Origin of the sequence: Paenibacillus sp. FSL H7-0942, from assembly GCF_045040715.1 — a bacterium.
Lineage (GTDB): Bacteria > Bacillota > Bacilli > Paenibacillales > Paenibacillaceae > Paenibacillus > Paenibacillus amylolyticus.
Map to the genome: position 1 here is coordinate 5630512 of NZ_CP150279.1, position 14863 is coordinate 5645374.

Sequence of the window (14863 nt, forward strand, 5' to 3'; positions counted from 1 at the left end):
TTATTTTATTGTAATTGAACTTATAATGTACTCTTCATAATGGTAACAAAACGTTCAGACACCCCTCACCGTCCGAACGGATTAAGCTGATATCAATCAAAAGCGGTGTCCCGGACAACTCTGGACACCGCTTTTGTCATTTGTTTATTACGGATACAATCCTGCACTATCCTTGCGAAGGTCCCGCAGCAATCCATGACAACAATCCGTACGTATGCTTGCAATCTGCCGTACGTGACACTTCAAGAACCGCTTCATCCTCACTCTGCGAGAGCAGGGAAATCTGGAATCCCCGATCATTACTCATGCCCACAATCACATAATGTTCTGAAGCAAATGATTCTTCAAAAACAACAGTTACCTCTGTGCATACTTCACTCTCTGGCAGTACAAAAGCTTCCATCCCGAATTGTTGTACAACCGGTTGTTTGCTTACGCTGCGAACGGGCTGAAAGGCCAGATGTTTGACCTGAACTGCCCCCGATTGCAACTGGTTGCTGCCCACGGCATCATCACACAGATGCTCCTGTTTAATCGATTGTTCACTTAACATAAACTCCGTAGTTCCAGCGATCTCCTGTGACTGTTCTAGCTGTGGTTGCTGAGCCTGTTCTGCCGGCTCTGTTGTGAACAAAGCTGCCGGTAGTTCGCCAAGCTGATCTGTTTGGGATACCAGCTCTTGTTGTTGCTCCAGACCAGCACTCGGTAATGCCTCGACGATTACCTGCTGTGATTGCTGTACAACCTCATTTTCTGATTGAAGCAATCCCTCTTGTCTTTTGATAGCTGCCAGCTGCTCCAGCGTTTCTCCACTGAACTGACGAATCGCATTCCATATCTCTTCGCTCAGATGCGCTGGACCTACAATCCCCGCATTCAAATGATTAGAGGTAATACTCTGCTCACTCAGTTTGCTGCCGTTCACGCTGCCATCGGCCAATTTGGCACTGGTGACAGACCCATTTTGCAGATGAATCCCGCTTACTGCTTCCTCTTCCAGATGAGTTGTGCGAATACTGCGTTCCTGAATATGATCAGCAAGAATGGTTCCATCCTGGATATGACGAGTTTGCACACTTTTGTCGGCTATGTGGATAGCCGATACCGCACCTTCAAGCAATTTATTACCGTTTACACTGCCGTCAGCCATTTTGGCACTTGTTATGGAACCATTGTGCAGATGAATCGAACTTACCGATTCGGCTTTGAGGTGGGAGATCCCAATGCTTCGCTCTTGAATATGGTCAGCATGTATGGCTTTCTCTTGGATATGACGGGATTGCACACTTCCATTGGCAATATGGACATCCGACACCGCATCTTCAAGCAGTTTGTCGCTGCTCACACTGCCATCCGCCAGTTTGGCACTCGTTACAGATTCATTTTGCAGATGAACCGCACTTATTGCTTCCTCTTCCAGATGGAACGTACCAATGCTGTGCTCCTGAATATGATCAGCAAGGATCGCTCCTGCCTGGATATGGCGAGTTTGCACACTTTCCGACGCAATATGGCTCCCCAATACAGTATCTTCGAGCAATTTGCTGCCACTAATGCTACTGTCAGCCAATTTGGCACTTGTTACGGACCCATTTTGCAGATGAACCGCACTTACGGCTTCCTCTTCCAGATGGGCTGTGCCTATGCTTCGCTCCTGAATATGACCAGCATGAATAGCTCCTGCCTGAATATGCCCGGATTGCACACTTTCCGATGCGATATGAATCCCGGATACCGTACCTTCGAGTAACTTGCTGCCAGTTATACTGCCATCCGCCAGTTTGGCACTCGTTACAGATCCATTTTGCAAATGAATGGCACTTACAGACTCCTCTTCCAAATGTGCTGTGCCGATGCTCCGCTCTTGAATATGATCAGCATGAATGGCTCCTGCCTGAATCTTACTGGATTGCACACTATCGTCTGCAATGTGGATATCTGATACTGCTCCTTCGAGCAACTTGCTGCCGGTTACACTGCCGTCGGCCAACTTGGTACTTGTTACAGATCCATTTTGCAGATGAATGGCACTTACTGCTTCCTGTTCCAAGTGAAGCATGCCAATGCTGTGTTCCTGAATATGGTCAGCAAGGATTACTCCTGCCTGGATATGGCGGGATTGCACACTTTCAGAAGCGATATGGATTCCCGACACCGCATCTTCGATCAACTTGCTGCCGGTTACACTGCCGTCGGCCAGTTTGGCACTGATGACAGATCCATTTTGCAGGTGAATCGCACTTACTGCTTCCTCCTCCAGATGGGTTGTGCCGATGCTCCGCTCCTGAATATGGTCAGCATGAATGGCCCCAGCCTGAATATGCCCGGTTTGCACACTTTCGGACGCAATATGAACCCCCGATACGGTTCCTTCAAGCAATTTGCTGCCGTTGATACTGCCATCCGCCAGTTTGGCACTTGTTACAGATCCATTTTGCAAATGAACTGCACTTACAGACTCCTCATCCAGATGAACTGAGCCAATACTGCACTCTTGAATATGATCAGCAAGGATTGCGCCTTCTTGGATATGACGGGTTTGCACACTTTCATTGGCAATGTGAGTAGCCGATACGCTTTCTGCGGCTAATTTGCTGCCATCCACACTACCCGTTGCTAGTTTGGAGCGTGTTACAGATTCATCCTGCAAAATAATCGTACTTACCGCTTCTTCTTCCAGATGAGATGTTCCGATGCTGCGTTCATGGATATGATGAGGAAGAATTTCACCATCTTGAATATGACGGGAATGCACAGCTCCTTGCTGTAGGTGAACAGCACTTGTCGACTCTGCCTGAAGATGCAAACCACTGATCAAACCTGGCTGAAGGTGAGCCGCTGTAATGGATAAAGGTGCCAGATGGTCTGTTTCGACAGATCCAGGTGCCAAGTGATGCGATGTGACCACCTGTTCAGCAATATGCTCCTCATGAATGATGTCTGGCTTCAGATGCTGTGAGCTCACTACTTGAGTCCCCAAATGGTCAGATTTCACGCTGCCTTCAGCCAGATGGACGGATTGTACAACGGATGGCTGCAAGTGCTCGCTACCTACAGCAGCCTGTTGCAGTTCTGTCCCGGATACCGAGTCTGCTGTCAAATGGTCCGCACTTATGGAGCCATGTTGAAGTTTGTTGCCGGTAATACTGCCATCAGCAAATAATTCCGGCGAGCGTATTTCTTCCGACAAATGTTCCAGTGAAACGGCATGCTGCTTCAGGTGATATCCGCGGATGGTTCCTGCTGGAATATGTTTGGCGTTAATGCTCTCTGCCATAATTTTGGAAGAAGTCACGCTGCCGTCTGCCAGTTTAGCTGACGTGACAGCAAAATCCGCCAGTTTAGCTGTGGCAACACTTTCTGGTGAGAGCTTGGGGGAGGTAACCGCATGATCTGTTAGATGAGGCGGAAAAATGGACCCGCCAGCCAGCTGGGCTGAAGTTACACTATCAATAGCCAATTTGTCTGTTGTGACCGCGGCCCGTGCAATCGCATCCGTTTCAACACTGCCCGGCTGAAGATGAGGTACACCTACGGCATGTTCTGTCAAGTGTTCCGATTTCACTGCATAAGGTCTCAGGGCCTCGGAACCCACGCTGCCTGGAGCCAGATGTGTCCCTGTGACTCCACCACTCGCAAGATGCGAGGATATAACACTTCCCGGGGCAAGCGCTCTGCTACTCACCGATGCCGTTCCAAGCTTTTCTGTTGTCACACTTCCATCCGCAAGTTTAACGTCTGTAACGGCAGCATCCTGCAATTCATACGTACCCACGGCCGACTCTGCAAGATGCCGCTCACACACCACGTCGTCTGCAAGAGCGTCTCCGGACACACTTCCGGCAGATAGATGAGCTGCCTCGATGCTTCCACTTGCAATGTGAATAGAGTGAATTGCGGAATTGTCCACATGTACCGGCGTAATTCCCCGATTTGCAATGTGTTCCGCACGAATGGACCCTTTGGCAAGATGTTTACCCTGTACGGCTTCATCCGCAATTTTGGAAGAAATGACGCTCTGATCAGAGATCTTGGATGCCGTAATGGACTGCTCCAGCAATTTTGCTGTTCCGACAGACTGGTCTGCCAGTTTGCTACTGGTTACTGCACCTTCTGTCAAATGCTCACTGCCCACTTCTCCATTACCAATCTGCTCCTTGCCAACGGAATGAGCTCGAATCTGACTTGATCCGATTGAACCGTCCAGCAGATGTCTTCCAGTTAGTGAACCCTCAGCTAAATGTCTTGTTTGTATGGATCCATCCTCTATCTGGTCACTTCCAATACTGCCATTTAATAGTTGTGAACGACCGACAGACCCTTCTGCCAGATGTGTCTGTTTAACAGCACCTGCCTGAATATGGTGAGACTCGATGGAGTGTTCTTCGATTTTGCTGCCTGTGACAGCAGCCTCACGAATTTTGGTTGTAGTCACTGCATCGTCAGCCAGTTTGGAGGTATTCACAGCTCCTCCCGTGAGATGCCTTGTATCCACCCCGCTAATCGCGATCTTGTCTCCAGTTACGGCATGATTCTTGATTAATTCTTCCGTTACCAGCATGCGGCTGAGATGTCTTGTGCTGATGGAACCGTCGGCAATTTTGGCCGAATCGATGGCCTGGTTGCCAAGCTTCTGAGAAGTAATACTGCCATCTCTGATTTTCTCGCCTGCAATAGAAGCATTTCGTATTTTGTGACCAGACACAGAACCGTCAATCAGGTGCTCCTCAGATACAGACGCTTCCGCAAGTTTCGCTGAAACAATGGCCCCGTCTGCAATGTGAATGCTGGTCACCGCATAATCCTGCAATGCTTCACTGCCGACCGCATCCGGTTTCAGCTTGGAGGCATCTACAGAGAAAGGAGCCAACTTGCTCTCCGTAACAGCAAATTCACTCAAGTCGTCCGTGTAGATGTAATGTCCGGTATGACCCGGCATCTGGTTCTGGTTCAGGATCTGCAGCCGGTCCTTGTTTGTTGTTTCTTGCTTGATGATACCCACCTCTTCTTCCAGAACAAGCGGAGCCACGCTGCTAACCTGAATCTGCTTATCCGAGCTATCTTCTGTCTCGATTTCCTTGCTATCAGACTCTACGGGTTCCGGCTTGATTTCGGCTTCGATCTCTAACTCTTCCAGCTCGTTTGTTGAAGCAGGTAGCTCCATTGAGTCGAATAGGAATTCTTCCGACTCCTGAACAACTCTCGAATCCCTTTTATTCGTATTCAAGCGTTCTTCCCTATTCACAGTGAAACCTGAGTTCATCTTGTCTGCCCGGCGATCAGTCAGTTCCAATTCCTTGTATTTCGGGCTCACATGCCGCAGTTTCGGCGTCGGAACCTTCTTTTTGCCATTTTTACTCATGCAGCTTGCTCCTTCCTCTAACGTTCGTCTCCGGCATCATATGCTTCCATATGGGCATCTGCCACTTCATTTATGACTTTTGCGGATTCCAGAGTACGAATGTACAGGCGTCAAGACAGGAAGGTTCGATGATCTTCGTGGAAATAGGCGTGTCAGGGCTGCAGAGGAAAGGCGGCTGTCCACGCCCCCGTCCCAGTCATGTCATAGGATATTATATCTAGGTCGTGTCTGAAAACTCGCTGAAGTGCATCTTTCACCGTCTTTTCGCCCCCTGCTGTGTCACTTTCCCTAGCCGTGCCCCGGCACGCCTGCGGAAAACCTCCTTGCTTGGAACGAAGATTCGGCAAAACCTGCTTCCTTCAGAGTTTTAGACACGCCTTGAGCAAGCACTAGTGCTTGGCGATGCATCTTACACACCGGTCTGCGTTATCGCGATGTCTGAGCCATGCGGTGACAGGCCGGCATTCCATGAATGGACGATCCATGGTCGCGATAACATCGAAGGAGGAACGGTCATGCTCCAAGAAACGATCGGCATTATGTTCGATTCACGCATGTACCGGGGGATACCGGCCGGAAGGACCGGTCAGGAATCACTCGCGAATTATGAACAGGCAGCGGCCAGTTATGGATTAACCCCCTGCTTTTTGAGGCTGGAAGATATCGATTCGGATCAAAAAACATGTCTTGCCTATGTAAAAAAAGAAGGCAGATATGTTCGCGAGCGCATGCCACTGCCCTCCGTCATTCATAACCGCTCACTCCAGCTTCGCCGGACGGAACAGCATCAGATTACCAAGCTGATGTTGCAGGGTATTCAGGTATTCAACGTTCGCAACCGGTACCGTAAAGATCACATTCATGACATGCTTCAGCAGGACCCCGCCTTGCGAGAACACTTGCCCCATGCAGTTAAAGCTACGCCAGAGTCTCTGGCCTATATGATGCAACAATATGATGACCTCGTCATCAAACCATGCAGCGGTAGCATCGGTCATGGGATTATGCGAGTCTTCGAGCGAGATGGACAGTGGAAACTAACGTGTGAGACGAAGGCGGCACGCAAAGGGTGGGCTACCTTCCGATTGAGCAAAGGACAGCTTCCTTCCGCCACCCTAAGGCGGATCTTTCGCCATGCTTACCTCATTGAAGAGCGTATCCCACTGGTACGTTATGAGGGCAGGCCAGTAGATTTGCGGGTATCTGTACAACGTGGCGGCGATGGTCTCTGGGGAATAACAGGCATGTTTGCCAAAGCGGCTCCTGCCCATACGTTTGTCAGCAATATCGCCCAGGGCGGTAAAGTCATGAAGCTCGCAGAGGCCCTTGGATTAGGGGAATCTGGCTTCGACTTGGCTCGACTGGAATACAGAATCGGACTCGTTGCACTTCGGATTGCTCAGAACCTGGCGGCCAGTCTGCCACATCTGGCTGATCTGGGTCTTGATCTCGGGATAACGCGCAGCGGCCAGATCTATTTTATTGAATGCAATGGACGGGATCAGCGTTACGGTTTTCGCAAGGCGGGAATGTCGGAACACTGGAAGGCAACGTACAGCAAACCGATGGCTTATGGGCGTCTGCTGCTGGAACAGAATTCAAGAATTCCGAGACAACCGCAGACATACGATAGGAGACTATATTGATTTCGTGTGCATTCTGTGTCAATATTATGCAGAACGGCCGGTCTTGCCGGCCTTGAAGTTCGCATTAACCCTAAGGGGGATATTCATGGCAAAAACGCTGTTGCGATTAATGACCGAGCTTTCTTCGCGCAAATGGATCTCCCGGACCGTGGGAGCCTTCTCCAAAAGCCGGGGAAGTAAGGCATTTATCCCTTATTTTGTCCGGACCTACGACATCCCTGTTCAGGAGGCCGAGAAAGACTGGAAGGAATACCGTTCACTGAACGATTTCTTTACCCGCAAATTAAAGCCGGGCATGCGCCCGTTGGAACTTTCAGAGCATGCACTGATCAGCCCGGTAGATGCCAAGATTACGGCAGCCGGTCCAATATCTGCAGGGACACTCCTGAATGTTAAGGGACAAAATTATACACTTGCTGAATTATTAAACCATTCTCCCCATCTGGAGAAGTACAAGCACGGGTACGGGTTCGTCCTCTATCTCAGCCCTCGCGATTATCACCGCATTCATGCACCTGTCAGCGGCCGCAAAATAGAGAGCGAACACATCAAGGGCAAAGTTTATCCCGTGAATGACTTTGGCCTGACCCATATGAGATCCGTGCTTAGTCGAAACGAACGACTCATTACGTATATCGCACATGATTACGGTGAAGTGGCGGTTGTCAAAGTAGGTGCGATGAACGTGAGTAGCATACAATATGCTGATACGGACACAAGTACCTGGGCACAAGGCGATGATCTGGCCTATTTTGAATTCGGTTCCACCGTTGTTCTGCTGACGCAGAGTGGCACATTCGAACCAAACCCGGGCTTACAGCCAGGCGATTCGGTCAAAATGGGTGCATTGCTTGGTCGTTTGAAACCGAAGAACTAATGAGTCCATACGCAAATAAAGAGGATGGCGCAACACCTGTAACCAGGTATTGCGCCATCCTCTTTATGAATTCATATTCATCCATATATACATGCAATACGAAGCCTCGCTCCGTCGTTATTGGTCTGCTGAGTTCTCCTCAAAACCACACATCTTGCAAGTCCTCTGCCGGTTTGAAGCGACGCAGACGGTTCCGGAAAATATTGCATCCCTTCGTAGAGCATCCCCGGTTGCGGACCCGACGTTTTCCGTTCATCACAAGTTCCCCCTTTTGGTCATCTGGAATGCTAGATAATTACCCTTGCATTCCAGACTTGAAACGGTTTCCTGTTTTTCTCATTAGAATTTTAACGAATCTCGGACGGGCTTTTGCCGGTATACTGCTTGAACTGACGACTGAAGAAGAAAATATCCCGGTAGCCCAGAGCATCCGCCACTTCGGTCACATTCATGCCGGTATGCACCAGCAGATGTTCCGCCCGTTCAATACGCATGCGGATAATATAAGATTGCACCGATGATCCCACCAGTTCCTTGAACTTGATCGAGAAGTATCGGGGCGATAAGCCAGCCCGCGCAGCCAGATCTTCCACCCGATGCGTAATCCCCGGATGCTGACGCACATAATTGGCGACCTCCTGGATGACATCGGACAACTGGTTGCTTACCTTTTTCTCCACAGGTTCTTCCGTATCAGCGCGAAGCAAATGAATCATCAATTGTTTCAGAATCAATCGGCTCTCTTCATCACGTCCGTACACATCCGATAAGAACAGTCTTACATAACGTGCCAGCAAGTGCTCAAACTCTACCGTTTCCTGTACCTCGCGATAGGACTGGGGAACGTCAGCAACAGGCACGTCCACATCAAAGTGAATATACGTAAGTACCAACGGTTTTTGCTTATTATGTGTTGCAGTAGGATGATCTCCTGGCCTGAACAAAAAACAACTCCCCTTGCCAACTTCATACGACTGGTCATTCAGTACAAGCGTTCCTTCACCACTCCATACATAAAATAAATCATAGTTTTGCATCGGTTTTTCCCGTTTCTGCCACTTCCAGCCCGGTTCACAGACAATTTTGGCGACAGCGGGCAAAATAACAAATGATGACGGCGATGCCTGCAGCATGTCGCCACTCCCCCTTGATAGTTAATCTCTCTGCATATGGCATCATTCTGATCTGAATCTCACTTCTTCAATCAAGGCCATATGTATTTCAGTATCTATAGAAATTGAACTAAAGAACATTTACACTTGCCACTTCGATGACAGAACAACCTTCCGATCGCTGTTATCCCCAGATTTTTTGATTCACTTTTACAAAGGTGAAAATCTGACGATAGCGTATGCTTCCGATGTAGCTTTCCTTCAGAAAGCTTTTAGGCGAACGCTCCGCTTCTTCAGGTTATTTCTGCCCTCTACGTTTTCGTGTAAATAATTTGTTCAACTTGTATAGCATGATTAAATACAACTTGCTCATATATGATCTCTGCTCCTACAGGAGCGAAATGTCTTATCCCATTATACAGCGGAATTCACCGAAACGAAAATGTGCACTTCTCCCAGGCTAGCCGCATTCGCCGGATTCCCTCTGTCATCTCTTCTTTCTCCAGATGTGCAAAAGCAAAACAGGCCGCCGGATGACCTGAAGTCAAACGATATCGCTCTGCATCACGGAACAATACGCCATCCTCCTCAGCAAGCTTTTTAAATCGCTGATAACTGTCCACATCCCCATTCCAGGTAGCGTAGATATGCAGTCCTGCATCACCAAGCTGCATCTTGAATGCTTCCGGCAACTGTAGTTCCATCTCTCGGACAAAAAAATCATGCCGTTCCCCATATAACCGGGTTAACCGCCGTAAGTGTCTCAGGTAACCTCCTCTGGTCATAAACTTTGCCAGTGCGCGTTGCTCCAGCAGTGCCGGAGGTACCGGTTCATACAACGCCTTGGCGGCAAGCAGAGGTTCTACCAGACCAGGTGGCAGGACGGCGTAGCCAAGTCGAAACGAAGCCACCATCGTTTGTGAGAATGAACCAACGTAGATGACGCGCTGTTCACGATCAAGCACTTTGAGGGGTTCAATTGGTCTTCCACCCCATCGGAATTCACTGTCATAATCATCTTCAATGATGACCGCATTCCGCTTTGAGGCCCAAGCAAGCAAGGCACGTCTTCTGTCCAATCCCAGCACGGCCCCTGTTGGAAACTGCCGGGTAGGGGTGACAAATAACGTCTGTGCCTCCCAAGGCTGAGGTATAATGCCTGCGGTATCCACCTCTGCCGAGATGATATGCCCACCACAGGACTTGACGGCATGGGCGATGCCTGGATAACCCGGATTCTCCAATACAACTGCTGTATTCTCCGTAATCAGCAGTTGAGATAGCAGGGTGATGCCTTGCATTGAACCACTGAACAATACAATCTGAGATGGTTCAGCCTGAATACCACGTGTCCATCTGAGATGGGAGGCGATGGCCTCACGCAGCTCCGGATCACCGGCTACACCGCTTGATTCTCGCCAACCACTGCGATGAACCGCAGCGAGTGCACTCTTCCACTCCCCTAACGGGAAATGTTCTGCAGGCATGCGCTGCATTTGAAAATTAATGACGGACGCCTTCGGTGAAGACATCTGAGTCCGCAGGATTTCATGTTGCGTATTCAACCTCTGTACTCGTTCGCCCCAGGGAGACAACTTGAGAACGGCTTCCTGTTTTTCATTTTCCTGAGTGGATAATGTTTCGGTGACAAATGTACCTCTTCCCCGATGTGCATGGACATAACCATCCGCAAGCAACATGTCGTATACCTGAGCTACCGAACCACGTGACATCTCATATTGCCTTGCCAACTCACGGGTGGAAGGAAGCCGCGTGCCTCCCACCAATGTGCCTGCATGAATGGCATCACGTAACGCATGGTACAGTGCCTCATACTTGTATCGATGCTGAAGTTCATAGGTATCCATCGGCAGCCACAATTCCATCATGCACCTCTCTTCATTTGTCTTCATCTGTTATCCCTGACTAATTGGCCTACTAAAGTGAATGTAAATTGGATCTATTTCATTGTCAATGTATGAACTATTGTTATCCATAAGATATGGCGTTCTATTATACATTCAATGATGGGGGAATACACATGAGACGGAAAGAATTCACAGTAGATGAAGAACAGGAAATTACCGCATTTCTGGATCAGTGCTCCTTCGGGTTTCTGGGCACGGTCAGCCCGGAAGGACAACCACGGGTTACACCGCTGAATTTCGTATATATGGACGGTTGCTTTTATTTCCACGGCAGTCTGGCTGGTGAGAAGATGAAACAGATCAAACAGGATTCGTCGGTCAGTTTCACAGTAGCTGAAGAGTTCTCCCTGATTCCATCCTACTTCAGTGATCCTGAGCTGGCTTGTCCGGCAACTTCTTTCTTCAAAAGTGTCATGGCCTTTGGTCAGGCTGAACCGGTTAAAGATCTGGACATCAAAGGTAAGGTACTGCAACGATTTATGGAAAAACTCCAGCCGCAAGGCGGATATGTACCCATTGACGCTACTGACTCGCGTTACACAGGAAACCTCAAAGCTGTAGCCGTAGTCCGAATTAGTCCTGAACGGATCAGCGCCAAGTTTAAATTTGGACAAAACCTCTCGAGTGAACGATTCGATCATATCAGTGGTGAACTGGAACAGCGCAATGAAGGAAGAGATGCCGAAACTGCTGAAATGATGCGGAAATACTGTCCATTTCATCAGCAATAAGTTTCATTTCTTGAGGATTACTCCAAGGTCGAATACAACGATAACCCACCCGAAAACCCTCTGCAACAACGCGGTAAAGTGATATAACTGTCATATTGCGTAATTTCCGTGACGGGGGCATGTCAAGGTGATATAATGTTAGGCAGTTGAATCACAAAGACTTGGAAGGATGAAAAGAATGAATCCACTGGCTGAACAGTTGAACGAAAGTATTCAGACAGGCAGCAGTCACGTCTACTCCATGCTGTCACAGCTTGGCAAAGAAATTTATTTTCCTAAAGAGGGGATTTTGAGTCAATCTGCTGAAGCAGCAAGCTTGGCCAAGACCCATAATGCCACGATTGGTATCGCCCTGGAGGGTGGTGTGCCGATGCATCTTCAGGTTATTCAGGAGAAGCTGTCTGCATTCCAACCAAAGGATCTGTATCCTTACGCTCCACCTGCAGGCAAACCTGAATTGCGGACCGTTTGGAGAGACAAGATGCTGAAGGAAACACCTTCTCTGGAAGGCAAAACGTTTGGCAATCCAATTGTAACCAATGCATTAACCCATGGACTAAGTATCGTAGCCGACCTGTTCGCCGATGAAGGGGACGCTGTCATATATCCGGATAAAAACTGGGAAAATTACGAGCTGACCTTCGGAATTCGTCGTCATGGCCAGTTGGTTCATTATCCCCTGTTCGATGATCAGTTGAACTTCAACAGTGAGGGTCTGCTTCAGGCTTTGCTTGATCAAAAGGACAAAGGTAAAGCGATCGTTCTGCTCAACTTCCCGAATAACCCAACAGGTTATACGCCTGGAGCCGAAGAAGCAGATGCCATTGTGAACACGATTCTTCAGGCAGCTGAAGCCGGTGTTAACGTGGTTGCTGTAACAGATGATGCCTACTTCGGACTGTTCTTCGAAGATTCCATTCATGAATCCCTGTTTGGCAAACTTGCCAACATTCATCCACGTGTGTTGACCGTAAAAGTGGATGGTGCAACCAAGGAAGAATTCGTATGGGGCTTCCGCGTTGGATTCATTACGTATGCCCATGAAGATGCAGCTGTTCTGCATGCATTGGAGCAAAAAACACTCGGTATTATCCGGGCAACGATCTCCAGTGGCCCGCATCCTTCCCAGACTTTTGTACTGGATGCGCTCAAAGCACCGGAGTTTGAAGCACAGAAACAGGAGAAGTTCGAGATTATAAAAGGCCGTGCCAATAAGGTAAAAGCCATTCTCGATAGCGGCAAGTATGGAGATGCATGGGACTATTATCCGTTCAACTCCGGTTACTTCATGTGCCTGAAGCTGAAAGAAGTTGGCGCTGAAGAACTTCGAAGCCATTTGCTGCACAAATATGGTGTGGGTACAATCGCGCTGGGTGAATCGGATCTTCGAATCGCCTTCTCCTGTATTGAAGAATCCGGGTTGGAAGATCTGTATGAAACCATCTATCGTGGAGTTCAGGATCTGCGGACGACTTAATTAACAGACCTGTACCCTAAATAATATAAGAACCCTTTGTATAACGGCGACGCTTCATGTCACTGAATATACGAAGGGTTCTTTTGTGTTTTATCAGCCCAAAAGCTTTAATTTCTGGCTTTACCGGGCATCGGCCCAATCAGCCTACCCCCATGGCACATAATATACGATGTACGCAAGGGCGTGCCAAACAACCACTTGAAAGGGGAATGACCATGTCTGGAGTTGAAGATACAAGAGGCGGTTATGGATGCGGCGGTTACGGCGGAGGATTTACAAACACAGGTGCTATTCTCGTTCTGTTCATCTTGCTCGTAATCATCACTAAATCGTTCCTCTGTTAGTACCAATACACACTTGCGCAGAACCAAGTGATCTGATTGCATGATTCCATTACAGCACAAAGAAGGGTATACCGGGATACAGCCCGGCATACCCTTCTTTTGTTATCTTTTGTACCTCTCACTGATGAACCCAATGTAATAATCCGAGTTGGTCAGGTGTCCGATCGTTTACTCGTCCTCTTCTTCCTTCAACCACTTGTTACCTTGCGAACGCCGCATGATCACAATCACCAGTATACCCAAAATAAGCGCTACTCCGGTGACAGTCAGTCCGCTTGCTCCGGCAGCCAGCATAGGCAACCACATGAGCAATGCAGCCAGTGCATGTAGATGGAATATGAATCCCAACACCTGAGAACGACGACTCTCACCCGAGATTGGATAGATCATAATCCAGAACGATTCACTATGACTGCGACGCAGCGCACCTAACTGAACACCTGCAAGCAACAGGAAGAACAGATACACCCCGACACCAAAGTAGCTGCCTGCTGTCCACCAGGATAGTAACATGCCCAGTACAACTAGGCGTAACACGATTGAGAACACTTCGGTTCGAACAAACGTTTTGGTTATCAAGTAACGGTAAGCTTTCCCTGCATTCCAGGGAAGACCACTCCCCAATTTGCTAAGCCAGCGACGCGAACTTACTTTCTGTCCGGATGAAGGTACATCCACAAACCAGCCAAGCGTCCGCATAACCCTGCCAGCCTGACCCTGCTCTACCTGAATCAGTCGTTCCCACGCTACACGATGTTTCACCGGTATACGCAAGGCGACGATGTAGACAACAGCCAGCAACAGCAGGAACCAGACGCTGCGCTGCGGTGGCTGCCACAGCCAAGCGCCAACCGCCAGCACTGCCAGAGCCCATCGCAAGAGACGATATCCTCTTGCCGCACCGACCTGAACCATTCTTAGCTCTTGCCATGCTCCATAACTGGACAACCCTTTCCACAGCAGCAGGAACACAATGAACCAGCCAAATGGCCGTGCATCCAGATCTGCTCTGACATAGAGCGGCCACAGTGTAACAAATACAAGCAGCAAGCCCAGAGTTTTATAGATGATGCCCCGGGCAAAGCTGTTCTTCAAATACTCCTGCATCCGGTATTCCTGTGGTCGCAGGAACACAATATCTGCCGGAAGCAGATATGTACGATAACTGCTAAACAGCACTAGTGGTGCCAGCAGCAGCAATGCAACCCAGCGAATCGGAAATTCCGCCGGAATGTTCTGGACAAACGATGTATACCAGGCGGAGAACGCAATGACAAGAAATAAAAAGACCATAGCTACACCGCTCTGGATCACATAACCCAGATAAGGAAGAATTCCGTTCCAGAATCCTGTGCATCTTTGCTTCCATAGCAGCTTGAGATCCAT

The 14863-nt window shown here is 48.8% G+C and carries 9 protein-coding genes; 5 read left to right on the plus strand and 4 right to left on the minus strand.

Annotated features, from left to right (window positions below):
* Positions 1-166: 166 nt before the first annotated feature.
* Positions 167-5362, minus strand: coding sequence for a WIAG-tail domain (locus MHI48_RS24835; RefSeq protein WP_405142092.1), 5196 nt, complete (start codon positions 5360-5362; stop codon positions 167-169).
* A gap of 434 nt (positions 5363-5796) precedes the next feature.
* Between MHI48_RS24835 and MHI48_RS24840 the strand changes: the two genes are divergently transcribed.
* Both MHI48_RS24840 and asd read left to right on the plus strand, forming a co-directional pair.
* On the plus strand, positions 5797-7008 hold the full coding sequence (locus MHI48_RS24840) for a YheC/YheD family protein (protein ID WP_342744283.1): 1212 nt from the start codon (positions 5797-5799) through the stop codon (positions 7006-7008).
* 85 nt (positions 7009-7093) lie between these two features.
* Positions 7094-7885, plus strand: a complete 792-nt coding sequence (gene asd / locus MHI48_RS24845) for an archaetidylserine decarboxylase (protein WP_047841263.1) — start codon at positions 7094-7096, stop codon at positions 7883-7885.
* A 347-nt stretch (positions 7886-8232) separates the two neighbouring features.
* On the opposite strand, the gene MHI48_RS24850 is transcribed toward asd, so the two are convergent.
* The gene (locus MHI48_RS24850) at positions 8233-9018 is read right to left on the minus strand and encodes an AraC family transcriptional regulator (RefSeq protein WP_036605807.1); all 786 of its coding nucleotides are present in this window, start codon (positions 9016-9018) and stop codon (positions 8233-8235) included.
* Positions 9019-9425: 407 nt separating this feature from the next.
* Entirely contained in the window at positions 9426-10886 is a 1461-nt protein-coding gene (locus tag MHI48_RS24855; RefSeq protein ID WP_405142095.1) for a PLP-dependent aminotransferase family protein, read from the minus strand.
* Positions 10887-11038: 152 nt separating this feature from the next.
* On the opposite strand from MHI48_RS24855, the gene MHI48_RS24860 reads away from it, so the two are divergent.
* The 3 genes from MHI48_RS24860 to MHI48_RS24870 all read left to right on the plus strand — a co-directional run bounded on the left by MHI48_RS24860 (position 11039) and on the right by MHI48_RS24870 (position 13477).
* A complete protein-coding gene (locus MHI48_RS24860) occupies positions 11039-11656 on the plus strand; it encodes a pyridoxamine 5'-phosphate oxidase family protein (protein WP_076329016.1) in 618 nt (205 codons plus the stop codon).
* Positions 11657-11834: 178 nt separating this feature from the next.
* Complete coding sequence (locus MHI48_RS24865; protein WP_076329015.1) at positions 11835-13133, plus strand: aminotransferase class I/II-fold pyridoxal phosphate-dependent enzyme; 1299 nt, start codon at positions 11835-11837, stop codon at positions 13131-13133.
* Positions 13134-13348: 215 nt separating this feature from the next.
* A complete protein-coding gene (locus MHI48_RS24870) occupies positions 13349-13477 on the plus strand; it encodes a hypothetical protein (RefSeq protein ID WP_017692471.1) in 129 nt (42 codons plus the stop codon).
* Positions 13478-13645: 168 nt separating this feature from the next.
* Here MHI48_RS24870 and MHI48_RS24875 read toward each other — a convergent pair whose 3' ends face one another.
* Positions 13646-14863, minus strand: a complete 1218-nt coding sequence (locus MHI48_RS24875) for an ABC transporter permease (protein WP_076329014.1) — start codon at positions 14861-14863, stop codon at positions 13646-13648.